Source organism: Rhizobium sp. GN54, assembly GCF_021026345.1.
Lineage (GTDB): Bacteria > Pseudomonadota > Alphaproteobacteria > Rhizobiales > Rhizobiaceae > Mycoplana.
Map to the genome: position 1 here is coordinate 35396 of NZ_JAJNCZ010000003.1, position 20654 is coordinate 56049.

General features: G+C 65.8%; 19 protein-coding genes and 1 tRNA gene. 14 read left to right on the plus strand and 6 right to left on the minus strand.

Features of this window, described 5'->3' with window-relative positions:
- Nucleotides 1-49: 49 nt before the first annotated feature.
- The 5 genes from LQK81_RS09450 (at nucleotide 50) to LQK81_RS09470 (ending at nucleotide 5209) form a co-directional block, all read left to right on the plus strand.
- The gene (locus tag LQK81_RS09450; protein ID WP_230805720.1) at nucleotides 50-955 is read left to right on the plus strand and encodes a LysR substrate-binding domain-containing protein; all 906 of its coding nucleotides are present in this window, start codon (nucleotides 50-52) and stop codon (nucleotides 953-955) included.
- A 110-nt stretch (nucleotides 956-1065) separates the two neighbouring features.
- Nucleotides 1066-2139, plus strand: a complete 1074-nt coding sequence (locus tag LQK81_RS09455) for an ABC transporter ATP-binding protein (RefSeq protein WP_230805722.1) — start codon at nucleotides 1066-1068, stop codon at nucleotides 2137-2139.
- A gap of 79 nt (nucleotides 2140-2218) precedes the next feature.
- Complete coding sequence (locus tag LQK81_RS09460; RefSeq protein ID WP_230805724.1) at nucleotides 2219-3334, plus strand: ABC transporter substrate-binding protein; 1116 nt, start codon at nucleotides 2219-2221, stop codon at nucleotides 3332-3334.
- 233 nt (nucleotides 3335-3567) lie between these two features.
- Nucleotides 3568-4392 carry an ABC transporter permease gene (locus LQK81_RS09465; protein WP_230805726.1) on the plus strand — a complete coding sequence of 275 codons (825 nt, stop codon included), beginning with the start codon at nucleotides 3568-3570 and terminating at the stop codon, nucleotides 4390-4392.
- 13 nt (nucleotides 4393-4405) lie between these two features.
- Entirely contained in the window at nucleotides 4406-5209 is an 804-nt protein-coding gene (locus LQK81_RS09470; RefSeq protein ID WP_230805728.1) for an ABC transporter permease, read from the plus strand.
- A 15-nt stretch (nucleotides 5210-5224) separates the two neighbouring features.
- Here LQK81_RS09470 and LQK81_RS09475 read toward each other — a convergent pair whose 3' ends face one another.
- Nucleotides 5225-6574, minus strand: coding sequence for a sigma-54-dependent transcriptional regulator (locus LQK81_RS09475; protein ID WP_230805730.1), 1350 nt, complete (start codon nucleotides 6572-6574; stop codon nucleotides 5225-5227).
- Nucleotides 6571-8406: an ATP-binding protein gene (locus tag LQK81_RS09480; protein WP_230805732.1), complete on the minus strand. Its 1836-nt coding sequence runs from the start codon at nucleotides 8404-8406 to the stop codon at nucleotides 6571-6573. Before LQK81_RS09480 ends, LQK81_RS09475 begins: the two co-directional genes overlap by 4 nt.
- 248 nt (nucleotides 8407-8654) lie before the next feature.
- On the opposite strand from LQK81_RS09480, the gene LQK81_RS09485 reads away from it, so the two are divergent.
- Both LQK81_RS09485 and LQK81_RS09490 read left to right on the plus strand, forming a co-directional pair.
- Nucleotides 8655-9989: a dicarboxylate/amino acid:cation symporter gene (locus LQK81_RS09485; protein WP_230805734.1), complete on the plus strand. Its 1335-nt coding sequence runs from the start codon at nucleotides 8655-8657 to the stop codon at nucleotides 9987-9989.
- 478 nt (nucleotides 9990-10467) lie between these two features.
- Nucleotides 10468-12897 carry a cadherin-like domain-containing protein gene (locus tag LQK81_RS09490; RefSeq protein WP_230805736.1) on the plus strand — a complete coding sequence of 810 codons (2430 nt, stop codon included), beginning with the start codon at nucleotides 10468-10470 and terminating at the stop codon, nucleotides 12895-12897.
- 195 nt (nucleotides 12898-13092) lie between these two features.
- Here LQK81_RS09490 and LQK81_RS09495 read toward each other — a convergent pair.
- Nucleotides 13093-13177: transfer RNA gene (locus LQK81_RS09495), tRNA-Leu, on the minus strand.
- A 231-nt stretch (nucleotides 13178-13408) separates the two neighbouring features.
- On the opposite strand from LQK81_RS09495, the gene LQK81_RS09500 reads away from it, so the two are divergent.
- Together LQK81_RS09500 and LQK81_RS09505 are read left to right on the plus strand one after the other, a co-directional pair.
- The gene (locus LQK81_RS09500; protein ID WP_230805738.1) at nucleotides 13409-13999 is read left to right on the plus strand and encodes a YqaA family protein; all 591 of its coding nucleotides are present in this window, start codon (nucleotides 13409-13411) and stop codon (nucleotides 13997-13999) included.
- 16 nt (nucleotides 14000-14015) lie between these two features.
- Entirely contained in the window at nucleotides 14016-14525 is a 510-nt protein-coding gene (locus LQK81_RS09505; RefSeq protein ID WP_230805740.1) for a disulfide bond formation protein B, read from the plus strand.
- Nucleotides 14526-14629: 104 nt separating this feature from the next.
- On the opposite strand, the gene LQK81_RS09510 is transcribed toward LQK81_RS09505, so the two are convergent.
- Both LQK81_RS09510 and LQK81_RS09515 read right to left on the minus strand, forming a co-directional pair.
- Complete coding sequence (locus tag LQK81_RS09510; RefSeq protein WP_230805742.1) at nucleotides 14630-15187, minus strand: HNH endonuclease; 558 nt, start codon at nucleotides 15185-15187, stop codon at nucleotides 14630-14632.
- Nucleotides 15188-15309: 122 nt separating this feature from the next.
- Nucleotides 15310-15954, minus strand: coding sequence for a DNA-3-methyladenine glycosylase family protein (locus LQK81_RS09515; protein WP_230805745.1), 645 nt, complete (start codon nucleotides 15952-15954; stop codon nucleotides 15310-15312).
- A gap of 86 nt (nucleotides 15955-16040) precedes the next feature.
- Here LQK81_RS09515 and gluQRS point away from each other — a divergent pair, with 86 nt between their 5' ends.
- A complete protein-coding gene (gluQRS, locus tag LQK81_RS09520) occupies nucleotides 16041-16979 on the plus strand; it encodes a tRNA glutamyl-Q(34) synthetase GluQRS (protein WP_230805747.1) in 939 nt (312 codons plus the stop codon).
- On the opposite strand, the gene LQK81_RS09525 is transcribed toward gluQRS, so the two are convergent.
- Complete coding sequence (locus LQK81_RS09525; RefSeq protein ID WP_230805749.1) at nucleotides 16911-17864, minus strand: YihY/virulence factor BrkB family protein; 954 nt, start codon at nucleotides 17862-17864, stop codon at nucleotides 16911-16913. The genes gluQRS and LQK81_RS09525 overlap by 69 nt on opposite strands.
- 107 nt (nucleotides 17865-17971) lie before the next feature.
- Here LQK81_RS09525 and LQK81_RS09530 point away from each other — a divergent pair, with 107 nt between their 5' ends.
- From LQK81_RS09530 to LQK81_RS09545, 4 genes are read left to right on the plus strand one after another with little or no spacing between them, the layout of a single operon-like run.
- A complete protein-coding gene (locus LQK81_RS09530; protein WP_230805751.1) occupies nucleotides 17972-18817 on the plus strand; it encodes an SDR family oxidoreductase in 846 nt (281 codons plus the stop codon).
- Nucleotides 18818-18873: 56 nt separating this feature from the next.
- Nucleotides 18874-19077, plus strand: a complete 204-nt coding sequence (locus LQK81_RS09535; RefSeq protein ID WP_183802778.1) for a twin transmembrane helix small protein — start codon at nucleotides 18874-18876, stop codon at nucleotides 19075-19077.
- Between the two features lie 9 nt (nucleotides 19078-19086).
- Nucleotides 19087-19665, plus strand: a complete 579-nt coding sequence (locus LQK81_RS09540) for a cob(I)yrinic acid a,c-diamide adenosyltransferase (RefSeq protein WP_230805753.1) — start codon at nucleotides 19087-19089, stop codon at nucleotides 19663-19665.
- A 31-nt stretch (nucleotides 19666-19696) separates the two neighbouring features.
- A complete protein-coding gene (locus LQK81_RS09545) occupies nucleotides 19697-20506 on the plus strand; it encodes a rhomboid family intramembrane serine protease (RefSeq protein ID WP_230805755.1) in 810 nt (269 codons plus the stop codon).
- The last annotated feature ends 148 nt before the right edge of the window (nucleotides 20507-20654 follow it).

Genomic DNA, 20654 nt, shown 5'->3' on the forward strand with positions numbered 1-20654 from the left:
TTCCGTTCACCTTTGCTCACGAATTGAACGGCGACATGGAGCCGGCGGCATGAGACATCTTCCCTCGACGCAATCCCTGAGGGCACTCGACAGCTTCGCCCGCCACGGCTCCGTCTGGAAGGCCGCCGACGAGCTCAACCTGACCCGCAGCGCCGTCAGCCACCAGTTGCGGCTGCTGGAGCGCGACCTCGGCTTCCAGCTCCTGAACCGGGTCGGAACGCGGATCGAGCTGACCGAGCAGGGCATGGGCTACGCGCTCGACGTCCGTCGCGCCCTGAACACCATTTCGGGCTCGGCCGCCCGCCACGCCAGCCGGGGCGTGAGCGGCACCATCAACGTCTGCTGCACCCCCGGCTTCGCCTCGAGCTGGCTGTGCGCCAGGATCTCCGATTTCCGCGAGGCGCACCCCGACGTCCGGCTGACGATCCAGACCCCGCACCGGCTGGACGACGTGAGCAACCCGGACGTCGACGTCTTCATCGCCTTCGGCACCGGCTACTGGCCCGACATGCAGGTGGAACTCCTGAAGGAGGTGGACTTCACGCCGCTGTGCAGCCCGGTCCTGCTGAACAAGGTGACGAGCCTCACCGATCCCGCCGACCTGCAGAGAGCCTGCCTGCTGCACCTCGTCGACGACGCCGACTGGGAGAACTGGCTGACGGTCGCCGGCGTCGACCCCGCGCTTTCGCGAAGCGGCATCACCTTCTCCGACATGAACCTCGTCTATTCGGCCGCGATGTCGGCGCAAGGGGTGGCGATGGGCGACGAATTCATCTGCCGGGGCGCCATGGCCAATGGCATGCTCGTCCGCCCGTTCGACATCAAGATCAAGTCGAACAACGCCTACTATCTGGTCGTCTCCGACGCCAAGGCGGACACGTCCTCGGTCAACGCCTTTGCCGACTGGCTCCGGGAAGAGGTGATGAAAAATGACGCAGGGCCGATGGCCGTATAACTGCGAGGCGAGCCTCCTTTGGTGAATTCCATTTGCCGAGCGGACTAAAATAATTTGTTTGTGCTCGCCGGGCTTGCTTCGTACTGTCTTCACGCAAAGAGGGACGGCTAATGCAGATCGCGAAGCAGGCGGCTGAACTGACCGCTCAGGGAATTGGCAGGGCCTATGGTGACTTCCACGCCCTCGACGATATCTCCCTGACGATCGGCCGCGGTGAGTTCCTCACGCTTCTTGGGCCGTCCGGTTCCGGCAAGACAACTTTCCTGATGATCCTCGCCGGCTTCGACAGGCCGACATCCGGCACGCTGTTCAAGGACGGCGCCGACATCACCCGCCTTCCGGCGGAAAAGCGCGCCTTCGGCATGGTCTTCCAGGGCTACGCGCTCTTTCCCCACATGTCGGTGGAGAAGAACATCGCCTTTCCCTTGCAGATCCAGGGACGGCCGGGAGCGGAGATCCAGTCCCGCGTCGACGACATGATCGATCGCGTCGGCCTGCGCGGCCACGAGAAGAAGCGGCCCGCCGATCTCTCCGGCGGCCAGCAGCAGCGCGTGGCGCTGGCGCGCGCGTTGGTCTTCGGCCCTTCCGTGCTCCTGCTCGACGAACCCTTCTCGGCGCTCGACAAGAACCTGCGCGGCTCCATGCAGGACGAGGTCCGGCGTCTCCACCAGGAGACCGGAACGACCTTCGTCTTCGTCACCCACGACCAGTCGGAGGCGCTGGCGCTGTCGACCCGGGTCGCGATCTTCAACCAGGGCAAACTGCAGCAGGTGGCAAGCCCTCGCGACATCTACGAGCGCCCCGCCAACCGCTTCGTCGCCGAGTTCCTGGGCGACATCAACATCCTGCCGCTGGCCGGCGCCGCCATGAACGGCAACGGCGCGGTGGCCCGCTGCGGCGAGCAGCAGATCCGCATCGCCAGCGCCGCCGGCGCGCCCACCGCCCACCTCGCGATCCGCCCCGAGCACATGGCGCTTTCCGCCGAGCGCCCGGCCGCCGGCAACGCGCTGCCGGTGATGATCGAGACCGTCACCTATCTCGGACCGATGACCCGCTTCGCCGCGCGCGTGGACGCCGGCCCCTCGCTGGTGCTGGAAACGCCGACGCACGCCGCGACGCCGAACCTCGTTCCGGGCAGTCACGCCTGGGTCAGCTGGAAGGAGGAGCAGGGCTACTTCCTCTAGGAGCCTGGCGGGCTCGCTCAGGCGAAATCCGGACGATCGAAATCAAGCATGCCAATCATAACAATATGAGGTGAACAACATGACTGACCGTTTCGAGAAAGATTGCCTTGAAATCCTGGAGAAGAAGGTCGCGCGAGGGGAGCTATCGCGCCGCCGCTTCGCCCAGATCGCCGCGTTCCTGATCGTCGGCGCGCCGGCCGCGCTGAAGGCCAAGGGCGCCATGGCCGCCGCCGACGAACTCGTCTTCGTCAACTGGGGCGGCGATGCGGGAACGGCCTACGACAAGGCCTACGGCGCGCCCTTTAAGGAGGAGACCGGCATCACCGTCAAGCAGGACGGCTCCGGCCCGACGGAGGGTGCGGTCCAGGCGCAGTTCGAAAGCGGCTCGCCCACCTGGGACATCGTCGACATCGATCCCTTCTCGGCAGAAGCGCTCGGCAAGAAGGGCATGATGGAACCGATCGACTATACGATCGTCGACAAGGCCAAGATGCGCCCGGGCTTCGGCTGGGAATATGCCGCTTCCTCCTACTTCTTCTCCTACATCATCGCCTACGACGCCTCGAAGTTCGGCGACAAGGTGCCGACGGGCATGGCCGATTTCTTCGACGTGGAGAAGTTCCCCGGCAAGCGCTCGCTCTACAAGTGGGGTGCAGGCATGTGGGAAGCGGCGCTGCTCGCCGACGGCGTCCCCGCCGACAAGCTCTACCCGCTCGACCTCGACCGCGCCCACAAGAAGATCGCCGACTTCAAGGACAACATCGTCTCCTTCTGGGGCGGCGGCTCGGAAAGCCAGTCGGTGCTCCTGAACGGCGAAGCCTCGATGGCGCTGATCTGGTCTACCCGCGCCAGCCTGATCGAGAAGGATTCCGGCGATACGATCAAGTTCGTCTGGGATCAGGGCCTGATCTCGCCGGGTGCCATGGGCGTGATCAAGGGCAATCCGGGCGGCAAGGAAAACGCGATGAAGTTCATCGCTTCCGCGCAGGTTCCCGAAAAGCAGGTGATCATGTTCGACATGCTCGGCCAGGGTCCGGCCAACCCGGCGGCCGACGCCCTGCTCAATCCCGAGCAGGCGCGCCTCAACCCGGTGGATCCGGCCAACATGTCCAAGCAGATCCCCCTCGACATGGCCTGGTACGAAACCAACTACGGCCCCGCCCTCGACGCCTATACCAAGGTGATCTCGGCCTGATCGGAGGGCGCGGCCCATCCGCCAGGGTGGGCATCTCCGGAAACGCCTGATCCTGTCCGAAGGCCCCCTCATCCGGCCTTCGGCCACCTTCTCCCCGGTGGGGAGAAGGGGAAGGCGCCGCGCCACGATCTCCCTCTTCTCCCACCGGGGAGAAGGTGGCCCAAAGGGCCGGATGAGGGGGGAAGCGCCGGGACCTCGTTGAAATACGGAAGCCTGCGAAAACGGAACAGACAATGCGTAACATCCTGAAGCCAGCCCTGCTCGTCGGTCCGCTCCTGCTCTTCCTCGCGGCCGCCTATGTCGTGCCGTTTCTCGGTGTCGTCAGCTGGAGCTTCACGCTGCCCGAACCGGGCCTGCAGAACTACGCGAACGCCCTGACCGACGAACTGATCCTCTCCGTTTTCCTGCGCACCTTCCGCATCTGCCTCTTCGTCACCGTCTTTGCGGTGGTCGCCGCCTATGCAATCGCGCTCGTCTGGGTGCGGGGCACGCCCGGCCAGCGGCTGGCCGCCGAAGTCTGCATCCTCATTCCCTTCTGGATCTCGGTGCTGACGCGCGCCTTCGGCTGGGTGGCCCTGCTCTCCAATCGCGGACTGATCAACACCTGGCTGACACAGCTCGGGGTGATCTCCGAACCCTTGACGCTGGTGCGCAACGAATTCGGCGTCATCCTCGGCATGACGCATTTCCTCATTCCCTTCGCCGTCTTCCCGATCGCCTCGGCCATGCGCAGTCTCGACGAGCGCGTGCTGCTCGCCGCCCGCGGCATGGGCGCCTCGCGCACCCGCACCTTCTGGCAGGTGTTCCTGCCGATGACCGCCCCGGGCGTCCTCGGCGCCGCCATCATCGTCTTCGTCTTCTCGCTCGGCTTCTTCATCACGCCGGCGATCCTGGGCGGCGGCCGGTCGGTCATGGCGGCGGAGCTGATCTACCTGCGTATCTTCCAGAGCCCGAACTGGGGACTTGGAGCGGCGATCAGCGTGTTGATGATGGTGGTCGTCGGGCTGCTGCTCGGCCTGTTGATGCGCTATGCCCGTCCGAAGAGCATGTTGAGCTGAGCGAGGTCGTCCCATGTACAAGCCCGGCCCCCTCGCCCTCGTCCTCGCAGCCTTCGTGGCGATCTTCCTGCTGCTGCCGCTCTTTGCCGTGGTCCCCGTATCCTTCACGCCCGCCCGGTTCCTGACCATGCCGAGCGGCAACTGGTCGCTGCGCCACTACCAGGCGCTCGTCGACAACCCGGCCTGGCTTCAGGCCACCCTGCTGTCGGTCCGCATCGCGCTCCTGAGCGCTACGATCTCGACGGCACTGGCGCTCGCCTTCAGCCTCGGCCTGTGGATGTACCGCCCCTGGATCGCAAGCCTCCTGATCGGCTTCGTGCTGATGCCGATGGTGGCTCCGCCGGTCGTCTCGGCGATCACGCTCTACTTCTTCCTGACGTCGCTCTCCCGCCTCAACGGCCTCGTCGGCTACGACACCACGCTCGGTGTGGCGCTGGCGCATTCGGTGATGATCGTGCCCTTCGCCGTCGTCCTGATCATGGTGGCGCTGGCCCAGGTGGACCGCCGCATCGACCTCGCCGCCCGCGGCTTCGGCGCCGGCGTCTTCCAGCGCATCTTCCGGGTGATCGTCCCCAACATCCGCTTCGGCCTGCTGACCGCCTTCTTCCTCGCCTTCGTGCTGTCCTGGGAAGAGATCGGCGTGACCCTGTTCATCACCTCGGTCAACGCCGTCACCCTGCCGCGGATGATGTGGATGGGCCTGCGCGACAATATCGACCCGGCAATCGCCGCGATCTCGGTGGTGCTGATCGTCGTCGTGATCGCCGTGATCCTCGGCAAGACTGCGATCACGGCGCTGGCGGCGAAGCGGCAATAGCACCGGGCCGGCCGCTCAGCCCTTCTTGCCGGCGTAGTCGCTCCGGACGATGCCGTGACGCTGCAGCTTGTCGTAGAAAGTCTTGCGCGGCACGCCGAGGGCCGCAAGCGACTGCTGCACGTCGCCCCCGTGCGATCTCAGCGTTTCCCGTATGATCTCCGCCTCGAAGCGCTCCAGCCGTTCCGGCAGCGGCACTGCTTCGGCCGCCGCTGCCTTCCCCGCACCGGACACCTCCTCCGGCTGCATCCCGAGCACGATGCGCTCGGCGAAATGCGACAGCTCGCGCACGTTGCCGGGCCAGGCATGCTCCGACAGATGCCGGCTGACGGCGGCCGAAAGCTGCGGCAGGTCGCGGCCGAAGCGCTTTGCCGCCCGTTCGGCAAAATAGCCGAACAGCAGGGGCACGTCGTCCCGCCGCTCGCGCAGCGGCGGAATGGCGAGGCTGACCACGTTGAGCCGGTAGTAGAGGTCCTCGCGAAAGTCCCCGCGCTGCGCGGGGTCGCCGAGATCGACCTTGGCGGCGGCGACCACGCGCAGGTCCACCGGCCGCACCTCGTTCGTGCCGAGCGGGGTCACCTCGCGCATCTCCAGCACCCGCAGCATCCTCACCTGGCTCTCCGGCGGCATGCTTTCGATCTCGTCGAGGAAGAGCGTGCCGCCGCTCGAATGCTCGATGCGGCCGATGCGCTTCTTCTGCGCACCGGTGAAGGCGCCGGGTTCGTGGCCGAAGAGTTCGCTCTCGATCACCTGCTCGGGCAGCGCGCCGCAGTTCAGCGCCACGAAATGGCCCTTCGCCCGCCGGCTCCAGCGGTGCAGCAGCGTCGCCACCACCTCCTTGCCGGTGCCGGTCTCGCCGGTGACGAGCACGTCAACATCCGTATCGGCGATCTGCCGCAGCATGTCACGCAGGCGCAGCATGGCACGCGACTGGCCGATCAGCGGCAGGTCGCCTTCCACGTCGCGCGCCGCGGCGCGCAGCCTGCGGTTCTCCATCACCAGCGACCGCTTCTCCGCCGCCCGCCGGACGGACTGGATCAGCCGGTCGGTGGCGAACGGCTTGGTGACGAAGTCGTAGACCCCGTCCTTGATCGCCTTGACTGCCATCGCGATGTCGCCATGGCCCGTCACCAGCACCACCGGGATTTCCGCGTCGAGCCCCTGGATCTGCGCAAAGAGCTCCAGCCCGTCCATGCCGGGCATGCGGATGTCCGAGACGACGACGCCGGGGAAATCCTCATCCAGCGCCGCGATCGCCTCCCGGCCCGAGGTGAAGGTCGTGATGTCGAAACCGGCGAGCTGCAGCGTCTGTGCCGTCGCCCGCAGCAGGTCCCGGTCGTCGTCGACGAGATGCACCGGGATCGTCATGGGTTTTCTCCCGCAGGCTTGAGATGAACGGTGAAGCAGGTGCCGTCCGGTCCGGTCCGGACCTCGATCCGGCCGCCATAGTCGGCCACGATGTCCTTGGAGATCACGAGCCCGAGCCCAAGGCCCCTCTCCTTCGACGAGTTGAAGGGCGAGAACAGCTCCGCCATCACCTGCGGCGCGATGCCGGGCCCGTTGTCGGCGACGGAAACCGCGACCATGTCGTCCTCTACCTTGATCGACACCGACACGATCGGGTCGGAGCAATCGGATACGGCCTCCAGCGCGTTCTGGAAGAGGTTGATGAACACCTGCTCCAGCCGCAGCCGGTTTCCGAGAACGAGCAGCCCTTGCGCGGACGGATCGATGCGGAGCGCTTCGAGGCTGCCGGTAAAGCGGCTCCTGAGAAGCTCCACCGCACCCGCGATCGCCTCCCGCAGGTTCACCGGTTCGGCTCCGGTCCTGCCCTTTCGCGCCAGCGCCTTCAGGTCGTCGGTGATCGCGCCGATGCGCTCCGTCAGGCCGGCGATCTGGTCGAGGTTCTCGATCGCCGTGCCGGCCTGCTGCCGTGAGAGGAAGACCTTGGCGTTGTCGGCATAGGCGCGGATGGTCGCGACCGGCTGGTTGATTTCATGCGCCACGCCAGCAGCCACCTGCCCCAGGATCGCCAGCCTGTTGGCCTGCACCAGCTCCTGCTGTACCGCCTGCAGCCGCGTCTCGGTCGACCGGTGCTCGGCGATCTCCGCCTGCAACCGGTCGCGCGCGTGGCTGAGGTCGGCGGTCCGCTCCTCCACCCGCTGTTCCAGCGCATACCGCGCCTCTTCCGCAGCCGCGATCGCGGCAAGTCCCTTCTGGCGGCGCCGGAGCCAGAAGGCGGCGGCCGCAAGCAGCGGCACCAGCGTCAGAAGCGCCATCATCCGCGCTTCCCGGACGGCAGCGGCGACCGTTGGCTGCATCGGCACGAGATAGCCCAGCCGCCAGGGTGTCGATGCGGCCGGTACGAGGATCCGCAAGTAGTCGGCACTGCCACCGCCGGGCAGGACCGCCGTGATGATCTCGCTGTAGGGACCGACCGTGCGCCGCTCGGCGATCGGCAGCGGAACGAGCGGAGCATCGCCGAACTGGAGGCTTTCGCGGATCGTCGCAAGACTGTCGGCAGGAATTGCCCGCGTCGTCATGAACCGCCACGACGGAATGCTGGTGATCAGGACGACGTCGTTGTCGTCGACGACGTAGACGGGGCGCCGGGCGTCCGACCACTCCCGCTCCAGCCCGTCGAACTCCATCTTGACGACGACGACGCCCTGCGGGGCGGCCGCATCGCCCACGCGTTCGGAAATGTAGAGCCCGGGCCGCTTGCTAACCGTGCCGAGCGCGAAATGCTCCGCCTTCCCCTCCGCCATCCCACGGGTGAAATAGGACCGGAAGGCATAGTTGTTGCCGACGAAACTGTCCGGCTCCTGCCAATTGCTCGAGGCGATCGCCAGCCCGCTGGCATCGGTCACGTAGATGACCGAGGCGCTGCTGGCCTGGACGAGCTGCTCCAGTTTGCGGTTGAGGCGGTCGCGGTTCCCGGGCGTCGGCTGCGCCAGCGCGTCCTGCACGTCGCGGTCCAGTGACAGCAGCAGCGGCACCGCCCGCGGGCGTTCCAGCACGGCCCGCAGAAGGGCGACCTTGATATTGGCATCAGTCAGGCCCTGCCCTTCCAGGGCGGACAGCGCGCTGGCGCGGCCATAGATGCCGGCAGCGACCAGCGCGGCCGCGACGAGCAGGGCCGATATAGCGGCGAATGCCGCCCAGGCGAGGCGGAGCCGGCCGACCGGGGAACCGGTCATGAGTGTCGCAGGCGCAATCCGATCCATCCGGCTACTATGTGCATTAGAACGCACGACAGGCAAGATAGAACGTGCGGAATATCGCACAAATGAGTATCGCCAAGTTCGCCAACCCTCTTATAAAACGACATTATTTCAATATGTTATACCGAAATCCGGAAACTGGCACGACGCTTGCTGACCCATTCCCCGACATAACTGTACGCCCCGGGAGGCCGGATTCCGGTTGGGGCACAACGGAGGATGACATGCAGATTTCGACTGATGGCGCGATCAAGCGCGAGACCCTGCCTTTCTACCGGCATCTTTACTTCCAGGTTCTGGTGGCGATCGCCGCCGGCATCCTGCTCGGCCATTATTCTCCCGACCTCGGCGCCTCGCTGAAGCCGCTCGGCGATGCCTTCATCCGTCTCGTCAAGATGATCATCGCACCGGTGATCTTCCTGACCGTGGCGACAGGCATTGCCGGCATGTCCGACCTGAAGAAGGTCGGCCGGGTCGCTGGCAAGGCGATGATCTACTTCCTGACCTTCTCGACGCTCGCCCTGGCGATCGGCATGCTGGTCGCCAACGTCGTCCAGCCGGGCGCCGGCATGCACATCGATCCGGCCTCGCTCGATGCGAGTGCTGTGTCCACCTACGCCACCAAGGCGCATGAAAGCACCATCACCGGCTTCCTGATGAACATCATCCCGCAGACGATCGTCGGCGCCTTTGCCGAGGGCGACATCCTGCAGGTGCTGTTCTTCTCCGTGCTGTTCGGCGTCGCGCTCGGCATGGTCGGCGAGAAGGGCAGGCCGGTCACCGACTTCCTGAACGCGCTGACCGCGCCGATCTTCCGCCTCGTCGCCATCCTGATGAAGGCAGCCCCGATCGGCGCCTTCGGCGCCATGGCCTTCACCATCGGCAAGTACGGCATCGGCTCTATCGCCAACCTCGCCTTCCTGATCGCCACCTTCTACATCACCTCGCTGCTCTTCGTCTTCATCGTGCTCGGCGCAGTGGCCCGCTACAACGGCTTCTCGATCGTGGCGCTGATCCGCTACATCAAGGAGGAACTGCTGCTCGTGCTCGGCACTTCCTCCTCCGAAGCCGCCCTGCCGGGGCTGATGCAGAAGATGGAAGCCGCCGGCTGCAAGCGCTCGGTCGTCGGCCTCGTCATCCCCACCGGCTATTCCTTCAATCTCGACGGCACCAACATCTACATGACGCTGGCGGCGCTCTTCATCGCGCAGGCCGTCGACATCCAGCTTTCCTATGCCGACCAGATCCTGCTGCTTCTCGTCGCCATGCTGAGTTCCAAGGGGGCTGCGGGCATCACCGGCGCGGGCTTCATCACGCTGGCGGCGACGCTCTCCGTCGTCCCCGCCGTCCCGGTCGCCGGCATGGCGCTGATCCTCGGCATCGACCGCTTCATGTCGGAATGCCGCGCGCTGACGAACTTCGTCGGCAACGCCGTCGCCACCATCGTCGTGGCCCGCTGGGAAAACGAGCTCGACGTCGAAAAGCTCGACAGCGCCCTGGGCGGACGCAGCGGCAACGGCCTGTTGCAGCCCACCGGCGCGCTCCAGCCCGCAGAGTAATTCCTCCCAGGGAAGAGACCGCAGTCTCCGTGAATGGCTCGCCGCACCCGCGGCGGGCCATTCGTCGTTTCTGCACCGTCACGGCTCCGCATCGGCTTGGACGCCGCGCACAGGAATCACGCGGCTAACGCATTGGACGCAACGCAAGGGTGCGTCATCACTGACCAAGGCAGCCGTCTACGGCCTTTGCCATAGCCCGTCCCCTCCCCTTCCGCCGCCGGTGTACCTCATGGGTAGGTCATCCCACCCACTTCATAGGCAGTGGTGAGGGAGAGGGGTTTTCGCCCATTGGCTGTGTTCGTTTCCGGACAGTCCCTGCGTATAACCCTAGGTGGAGAGAGAACGTCCGGCATCCCGCACAGTCGCCGCGACAGGCGCGGCGTCATCCGCAAGCCGGGACGACAGCAAGTGCAGGCTTCGGTCCCCCGACCGCGCCGCCCCGATCAACCCGCCCCGACCCTTGAGGAGACGTCGCATCATGGCCACACCGGAGTCCCTTATTTTCGACGACATCTCGCTTACGGACGACACGGACGGCGATAATACCTCGAGCCTCGGCGGCAGCGAGCGAACGATCGGGAACTGGACGATCAGACTGCTGGACGAGGACGGCAATGTCGGCTCGCCCGTCACCGAGTTTCTCGATGTCATCAGCGATCCGGAAGAATCCATCCTCGTGAATTCGAACGACTACGGTCTTCGTGTCCTCGGCACATTCGGGACAGTCGCTGCAGCGGAGTTTGCCGCCACCGATGGCGAGAAGTTCTGGCTCAAGAGCTTCCAGATCGACAATTACGGCATGGGAGAAGCCGAGAACGATGTCTTCTCCGACACCGTCCGTGTGGTCGGTTATGCCGACGGGGTGGAGGTTGGCCACCAGGACTTCACGGTCACGGACTTCGTCAACACGACGGTAACGCTGCAGGGCAAATTCTGGCAGTCGATCGACACGTTTCGCATCGTCCAGCCGGACGGCGCGCCCGATATCGCCTTCGTCATCGACGATATCGTCGTGGCGGGCGTCCCCGTGCCGCCGACGCTCACGGGCGACCTGACGGCGACGGTGAAGGAGGGCGGCAGCTACACGATCACCACCGCCGACCTCAACTTCTCCGATCCCGACGACGGCCCCTCGGATGTCCGCTTCACCGTCTCCGCCGCTTCGAACGGCACGGTCCATGTGAACGGCAAGGCCGCGACCAGCTTCACCGGCGCCGAACTCGCGAGCGGCAAGGTCACCTTCGTCCATTCCGGCTCGGAAACGACCAAGGCCTCCTTCAAGGTCTCCGTCGAAGACGGCAACGAGGACGGCTCGACCCCGGTGGCCGGCACCTTCAACCTCGCCGTCACCCCGGTCAACGACGCGCCGACGCTCACCGGCGACCTGAAGGCAACGGTGAAGGAAGGCGGCAGCTACACGATCACCACCGCCGATCTCAACTTCTCCGACCCCGATGACGATGCCGCGGGCGTCCGCTTCACCGTCTCCGCCGCCTCGAACGGCACGGTGCAGGTGAACGGCAAGGCCGCGACCAGCTTCACCGGCGCCGAGCTCGTCGCCGGCAAGGTCACCTTCGTCCATTCCGGCTCAGAAACGACCAAGGCCTCCTTCAAGGTCTCCGTCGAGGACGGCAACGAGGACGGATCGACCCCGGTCGCCGGCACCTTCAACCTCACCGTCACCCCGGTCAACGACGCGCCGACGCTCACCGGCGATCTCAAGGCCACGGTAAAAGAGGGCGGCAGCTACAGGGTCACGACTGCCGACCTGAACTTCTCCGATCCCGACGACAGCGCCGCGGGCGTCCGCTTCACCGTCTCCGCCGCCTCGAACGGCAAGATCCAGGTGAACGGCAAGACCGCGACCAGCTTCACCGGCGCCGAGCTCGTCGCCGGCAAGGTCAGCTTCGTCCACTCGGGTGCCGAATCGACCAAGGCCTCCTTCAAGGTCTCCGTCGAAGACGGCAACGAGGACCGCTCGACCCCGGTCGCCCGGACCTTCAGCCTTGCCGTCACCCCGGTCAACGACGCACCGGAGCTCGTCGCCACGCAGACCTTGCGGAAGATCGCCGAGGATGCCTCGACCGCCTCGGCGCGCAAGGTGGCGACGCTGGAGATCTCCGATCCCGACGGCGGCAACAACAAGCTGTCGCTCGCCGGCAGCGATGCGAAGCTGTTCGAGATCAAGAACGGCGCGCTGTGGCTGAAGAAGGGGGCCAAGCTCGACTACGAGACCAACCCCGCGCTGAACGTCACCGTGCGCCTCGACGACCCCTCGATCGGCACGAAGCACGAGGACTGGCAGAGCTTCAAGGTCGCCGTGACCGACGTGATGGAAGCGAAACACGGCACTTCCGGCAACGACAAGCTCAACGGCTCCTCGGGCAAGGACGCCCTTTACGGTAAGAGTGGCAACGACGTTCTCTACGGCAGGGGGGGCAGCGACATCCTCTCGGGCGGCGCCGGCAACGACCGCCTCATCGGCGGCTCCGGCAACGACCGCCTGACCGGTGGCTCCGGCAATGACCGACTGACAGGTGGCTCCGGCGTCGACACCCTGACCGGCGGCTCCGGCCGCGATACCTTCGTCTTCACCTCGACAAAGGATACGGGTCTCGGCAACGAGAAGCGCGACACCGTCACCGACTTCGTCCACGCCCGGGACAAGCTCGACCTGTCGCAGATCGACGCCAACAGCACGCGCTCCGGCGACCAGGATTTCGTCTGGCGCGGCGCGAACGACTTCACCGGCAAGGCTGGCGAACTGATCTTCCGCACCTTCGACGAGAAGGGCACGAAGAACGACCGCACCATCGTCTACGGCGACACCGACCGCGACCACCGCGCCGACTTCCAGATCGAACTGACCGGCATCATCGGCCTGACCAAGGGCGATTTCATCCTCTGAGGTTGCCTGCGCCGGCGGCAGATCGCTGCCGGCCGCCCAATCAAAACCGTCGTCATCCGGCCGCGACTTCGCGTTCGGCTGGATGGCTCGGCTGCTGGAAGCCGGAAATTCAAAAAAATCAATGCTACGCATGTCGCGCAAAAGTGTGCAGCGGTTTTGCGACGACGACATGTGCAAAATCAAAGAGATCGCCGCTGGTGCCCCATGCCGGAATCGAACCAGCACTCCTTTCGGAACTCGATTTTGAGTCGAGCGCGTCTACCAGTTCCGCCAATGGGGCATTGCAGCAGGTGACAGAGAGGCGTCTACCACGGCGGCGAGCCGGCGCGCAAGTCGCCAGAACCGCCGATGCGCGGGTCCGCGGAGCCTGACGGTGAACGGCAATGTCGCGACGACGGGTCCACAGTTCTCTGCGGCACACGGCCGCTCCGGCCATAGTGCGGCCGCAGTGACATTTACAACAGGGGCGGAGCTGTTAAAAAGATGCAACCCCTTGAACCGGAACCCATTCATGCTCCGACGCCTCTACGACTGGACCATGTCGCTCGCCGCACGCAAGTCGGCCGAAGCCTGGCTTGCCGTCATCGCCTTCGTGGAAAGCTCCGTCTTTCTGATCCCCGCCGACGTGTTGTTTCTGCCGATGGGGCTTGCCCGTCCCGAGCGGCTCTGGCGCTATGCGCTGATTGCGACCGTCGCCTCCGTGCTCGGCGGCATCGCGGGCTGGTATCTCGGACACTACGCCTTCGAGGCGGTGGCCAAGCCCGTGCTCGAGTTCTACGGAAAGCTCGAAGCCTTCGACCAGTTGCGCGCCTCGGTCGGCTACGAGGCCCTGGTGCTGCTGCTCATCACCTCCGGCCTGACCCACCTGCCGCCGATCAAGGTCGTGACCATCCTCGCAGGCGCCGTCAACATCAATCTCGGCCTGTTCATCATCACCGCCATCGTCGCCCGCGGTGCGCGCTTCTTCTTCCTTGCCTGGCTGCTTCGCCGCTATGGCGCGCCGATCCGCGACTTCATCGACAAGCAACTGGGGCTGATTGCAGGCGTCGGCGCCGGCCTGCTGATCGCACTCTATGTCGCCTACCGTTACGTCGCCGCTTGAACCAGGAATGCCCGCCATGCCCGCCGCCCTCAGACATCAACCCTCCCTGCCCTTCGCCGTTCTCCTCGCCATAGGCATGGCCGCAACCGTCGGCGGCGCGCTCGGCTTCGAGCATATCGGCGGCTATATCCCCTGTGCGCTCTGCCTGCTGCAGCGGCTGCCCTATTACTACGGCATTCCGGTCGCCGTGCTGGCGGCCCTTTCGGCTGCGTTCGGCGGCCCGCCATGGCTGACGCGGGGGCTGCTGCTTGTCGGGGGCGTGATGATGCTCGTCGGCGCCGGCATGGGCGTCTATCATGCGGGCGCCGAGTGGGGCTTCTGGGAAGGTCCGTCGAGCTGCGCGACGTCGGCCCAGGGCATTTCGCCGAGTGCCGGCGACCTGCTCGGCGACCTCGACGCCAAGAAGCCGCCGTCCTGCACCGAAGCCTCGTTCCGTTACCTCGGCCTGTCCTTCGCCGGCTGGAACGTGATCGCAAGCCTCATCCTGGCGGCAATTGCTTTCGCCGGCCTGCGCGCGAAGAGATAAGCCGGAGATCCGAACGGCGCCGCGGCATATCGCTCTTGCGCCTCATGCCGCCTTGCCGGCGCCATAGCGGCACCGGATTTCGGCCCACCGGGAACAGTGCCGCCTCAAGGCTGCAGTTCGACGTCCCAGTAGAGATAGTCCATCCAGCTTTCGTGCAGGTAGTTCGGCGGGAAGAGGCGGCCGTTGTTGTGCAGGTCCTGCACCGTCGGCTGGTAGGGCCGCTGGTGGGGGAACATGCCCGCCTGCTTCGGCAGCTTGCTGCCCTTGCGCAGGTTGCAGGGCGAGCAGGCCGCGACGACGTTGCACCAGGTCGTCTCGCCGCCATGCGCGCGCGGAACGACATGGTCGAAGGTCAGATCATCAGGCGAGCCGCAATACTGGCATTCGAACCGGTCGCGCAGGAACACGTTGAACCGCGTGAAGGCGGGATGGCGCGAAGGCTGCACATAGGTCTTCAGGCTGACGACGCTCGGCAGCCGCATGGTGAAGCTCGGCGAAGAGACCGAGTGTTCGTATTCCGCGATGATGTTCACACGGTCGAGAAAAACCGCCTTGATCGCGTCCTGCCAGGACCAGAGCGACAAGGGATAGTAACTCAGCGGCCTGTAGTCAGCGTTCAGGACGAGCGCCGGCAGGGCCTGTGGTGAAACTGAAATCGTCAAGTGATTCTCCTGACCGATTCGGCATCTGCACCTCTATATTAGGCCCGTTGTTACAGCATTGTGAAGCCGGAAAGAAAATGCGCGATGCGGATTTAACCCTTTGCAACCCTGTCGTGAAAGCCTCACGCCAGCGGCGCGCCGTCGCGGCGCATCTGGCGGGCATAATAGGCCCAGAAAAGCCGCGCCGAGACGCCGCGCCAGGGCGACCACATCTCGGCGATCTGCTCGAGTTCGGCGGCAGACGGACGGACGGGAAGGCCGAGCGCATGGCCGACCGCGTTCTGCAGTGCCACGTCGCCGGACGGGAAGATGTCGGGATGGCCGGCGCAGAAGAGAAGGTAGACCTCCGCTGTCCACCGGCCAACCCCCTTGATCGCCGTCAGCGCCCGGATCGCCGAAACCGCGTCCAGGTGGCAGACCGCATCAAGGTCGACGTCGCCGCGGTCCACGGCCTCGGCGACACGCCTCAGCGTCTCGGCCTTGGCGCGCGAGAGGCCGGCGGCCCGGTTGTCCGCCTCGCTGAGCCCGAGAATATGGTGCGGCGTGATCTCGCCGGCGATCGTCTCCAGCTTGCGCCAGATCGCATCCGCGCTCGCCCGCGAGACCATCTGCGAGACGATGATGCCGGCAAGGCCGCGATAGCCGGGATCGTGCAGCCTGAGCGGCACCGGACCGGCCTTGTCGATCACGGCAAACAGGCGCGCGTCGAGGAGCGCCAGGTTGACGAGCCCGGCGGAGACGTCCGCCTCCGATCTGATCATGTGCAACTGCATGCCGTTCCCGATGTCGATCTTTCGCCCGCCCGGACAGGCTGCCCATTGGCCGCGACGTCCATTTCGTGCATGAGCATCTGATGGATTCACCCTTGCCAAAGCAAGCCGTTCTGCGTTTCGCGCCGAGCCCCAACGGGCTCCTGCATCTCGGCCATGCCTATTCGGCCCTTCTCAACTACGGCCTGGCCGCGGCGAACGGCGGACGGTTCCTGCTCAGGATCGAGGATATCGATATCGCGCGTTGCCGGCCAGAATATGAAGAGGCGATCTACCGCGACCTGCGCTGGCTGGGCCTCGACTGGGAGCAGCCGGTGCGCCGCCAGTCGGAGCATTTCTCGTTCTACCAGCAGGCGCTCAAGGACCTGATCGATCGCGGCCTTGCCTATCCCTCCTTCCTGAGCCGCGGCGAGGTGCGCGAGCAGGTGGCGGCATGCGAGGCCGCTGGCAGAGCCTGGCCGCGCGATCCCGACGGCGCGCCCTGCTATCCGACGGAGGAACGCAAGCTGGACCGCGCGGTCGCCCGGCGCTGGATCGCCGAAGGCCGGCAGCACGCCTGGCGCCTCGACATGGCTGCCGCTATCGCGGCGGCCGGCGACCGGCTGGCGGGCCGTGCGCTCACGTGGGACGATACCGGATGCGGCCCGCAAGGGCAGACGGGATCGATCGCCGCCCACCCAGAGCGCTGGGGCGACATGATCCTGTCGCGGCCCGACGCGCCGTCGAGCTACCATCTTTCGGTGACGCTGGACGATGCCCTGCAGGGCGTGACCCATGTGGTGCGCGGCCAGGACCTCTTCCACGCCACCGCCGTCCACCGCCTGCTGCAGGTCCTGCTCGACCTGCCGGAGCCGTCCTACCACCACCACGGCCTGGTGCTGGGAGAGGATGGCCGGAAGCTGTCGAAGAGCAACAGGGATACGGGGATCGCGGCCTATCGGGAGAAGGGTCTGTCACCGCCGGACCTGCGCCTGCTGTTCGCGCGCGATGGCCTCGTCCTCGATGGGCTGCTCCTCGGCTGAGCTGTCCCGCAGCACCGGCTTCCGGCCGCGCAGGCGATCGAGGATCACGTGCTTGACCCGGTATTTCAGGAGCGCTGCGTTGATCTCCGCGCCGAGGATGAAGATCACGCCGATGATATAGAGAAACACCAGCGCGATCATGATCGACGCCAGGCCCGCATAGGTCTTCACATAGGTGGAGAACGCCGCGAGGTAGGAGGCGAACAGATAGGCGCCGACGGTCCAGGCGACGAGCGTCAGGATGATCCCGGGCAGCACGTCGGCGATGCGGCGGTGGCCGGCGGGCAGCCAGAGATGGGCGATCAGGAGGCCGACGAACAGCACCACCAGCGTTCCGAAGATGCCCCACTCCAGCACCAGCGAATAGACGTAGCCGAGCCAGGGGATCCACTGATCTGTGGCGCGCACGGCGAGCGGCGCTGCCACCAGCACGATGCTGATCGCCGCCAGCGCCACCACCCCGAGGACCACGAAGCCGAGGCTGGCGAGGCGCGTGACATACCACCAACGCGTCTCCGCCACCCGGTAGGCGCGGTTCAACGACACCCGCAGCGCCTCGACGCCGTTGGAGGCGAAATAGGCGGCGGCCAGCACGGAGATCGTCGCGAGCCCGCCGCGCGGGATCGTCAGCACCGCCACGACCTCGCGAGATATCGGGTCCGCGATCGACGCCGGCCAGGTGTCGAAGATCAGGTGGACGGCGGTGTCGGCGAACTGGTCGGCCCCGAGAAAGGAGCCGAGTGCTGTGCCGAAGATCAGGAAGGGAAAGACGGCCAGGAGCGTCGACAGCGCGACGTGGCTCGCCATGGCCCAGCCGTCGTCCTCGGTGAAATGCCAGATCGCGTCGAACACGACCTTGTAGAGGAGGCGTAGAGCGGTCGGCATGTCCCTCCCCTTCGTCTGCCGCCTCTCCATCGAGGCGGGTCCTGTTGGCGCGATTGCCAGCGCCCGGTGAATATGGGAAACGAAACGGAATTTGTACAGGAAATCGCATGGCCGATCCCGTTCCCAGAACAAGAACGATCATCGTCACCGGGTGTTCCTCCGGGATCGGCGCCCATTGCGCCCGGGCGCTGAAGGCCGACGGCTGGCGGGTGTTCGCCACGGTGCGCAAGGAGGCCGATCGCGCCCCGCTGGAGGCGGACGGCATCGAGGCGCTGATCATGGACTACACCGACCCGGCCTCGATCGCAGCGCTCGCCGATACCGTGCTCGCACGCACCGGCGGTCAGATCGACGCCCTGTTCAACAACGGTGCCTATGGCCAGGCCGGCGCCGTGGAGGACCTGCCGGTCGAGGCATTGCGCCGGCAGTTCGAGACCAACGTCTTCGGCTGGCACGACCTGACCCGCCGCCTCATCCCCGCCATGCGCAGCCAGGGCCACGGCCGGATCGTGCAGTGCTCGTCCATCCTCGGTCTCGTGCCCTATCGCTGGCGCGGCGCCTACAATGCCTCCAAGTTCGCGCTCGAGGGCCTGTCGCTAACGCTGCGCATGGAACTGGCCGGCTCCGGTGTCCATGTCAGCCTGATCGAGCCCGGCCCGATCGAATCGCGCTTCACCGCCAATGCGATTGCCCATATCGAGAAAAACATCGACCTCGAGGGCTCGGTTCACGCGGAGGAATATCGGAGGCAGATGCGGCGACTGCGCGGAGAAAGCGCCCCGGCGCGCGGCAAGCTCGGCCCGGACGCCGTCTACAGCGTCCTTCGGCACGCCCTGAACGCGCGCGCGCCGCGCCCGCATTACATCGTCACCTCGCCTGCCAAAAAGGGAGCGCTGCTGAAGAAGCTGCTGCCCGCCTCGCTCTTCTACCGCATCATCGGACGGCTGGGATGAATGAGCCGCCGAAACAGTCTCTGGACATTACCCTTCGAACATCGGAATCTTGATGCATGTCTACTTTCCTGACCTACCTCACCCTCATCGTCATGGGCCTTGTCGCGATCGTCCTGATCCGTGGCCTCGCCAACATGCTCAAGGGCGGCAGCGGCAACAAGTCCAACAAGCTGATGCAGATGCGCATCCTGCTGCAGGCGGTCGCCCTCATCCTCATCATGCTGACGCTGTGGGTGACCGGCGGCGGCCGGCCGTCATAGGGGGCCGTCATGGTCAAGCTGAACAAGATCTACACCCGCACCGGCGACGACGGCACGACCGGCCTGGTTTCCGGCGCGCGCCGAAAGAAGCATGACGCCCGTGTCGGCGCCTATGGCGACGTGGATGAGACGAACGCGCTGATCGGGACGGCGCGCCAGCACGCAGCGACCGTGACCGAACTCGACAGGATGCTGATGCGCATCCAGAACGACCTGTTCGACCTGGGGGCCGACCTCGCCACGCCCGAGACCGGCGAGAAGCCCGCCTATGAACCGCTACGCATCGTCCAGAGCCAGGTCGACAGGCTCGAGGCCGAGATCGACAGGCTCAATGCCGAACTTTCCCCGCTGCGCTCCTTCGTGCTGCCCGGCGGCTCCCCGCTGGCGGCCGCCCTCCACGTCGCCCGCACCGTGGCGCGCCGCGCCGAGCGGCGGATCGTCGAACTGGCCGAACGGGAGGGAGAGACCGTCTCGAAGGAGGCGATCGCCTATATCAACCGCCTGTCGGACTTCCTTTTCGTCGCCGCCCGCTGGGCGAACGACAAGGGCGCCCTGGACGTGCTGTGGGTTCCGGGACAGAACAGGTGACGGGCGGCGCATCCGAAACGAAAGGACGTTCATGTTCATACCGCTGCACGATGCGAACTCCCTGAAATACATCAAGGTGCAGTATGTCACGATCGGCCTGATCCTGGTGAACGTCGCCGTCTGGATCGTCGCCGGGCTCGCCGCCAGCCAGGTCTTTTCGGACGAAACCGTCGTCGGCCTCGGCTACATCCCCGCCGTCGTCTTCGGCTATGCCGACCTCGAGCCGGCCCTGGTGCTGGTGCCGGAGGATGCGACCTACATCACCTATGCCTTCATCCACACCGACTTTCTGCATCTGGCGACGAACATGCTGTTCCTCTGGGTGTTCGGCGACAATGTCGAGGATGCGCTGGGGCATTTCCGCTTCCTCGTCTTCTATCTCGCCTGCGCGGCCGCCGGCGCGCTCGTCCACGGCCTGTTCCAGCCGGCATCAGAGGCGCCGCTGATCGGCGCGTCAGGCGCGGTCTCGGGGGTGGTCGCAGCCTACCTGCTGCTGCACCCGAAGGTCCGCGTCTGGGTCCTCGTCTTCTTCCGCATCCCGCTGCCGCTGCCCGCCGTCGTTCCGCTGCTGCTGTGGATCGGCCAGCAATTCTACATGCTCTTCCTCGATCCGCAGGGCGGCATTTCCTGGGGCGCCCATGTCGGAGGCATTCTCGCCGGCGCCGTGTTCGTGGTGTTCTTCCGCCGGCGCGGCGTGCCGCTGTTCGATCGCACCGTCGTGACACCGAAGGCGGTGCGACATAAGGAAGCAACGCCCGCCGGAGACGGCGCGTCCGAGACCCGCCAAACGCCCCGCCCCTTCGCTGGGGCCGGTGATTTCGCCAGCGGCTCGCGTGGATGATATTGACGTTGACGTCAACGTCAAAAATATGCAAATGAATTCGGCCGAGGAGCCTGCCGAAAGAATTGAACTTGGGGAAAAAACGCGTATCGATGTCGCCAACCGACCATCGGACCGCGCCCGGATGGCGCAATTTCCCACCCGGACA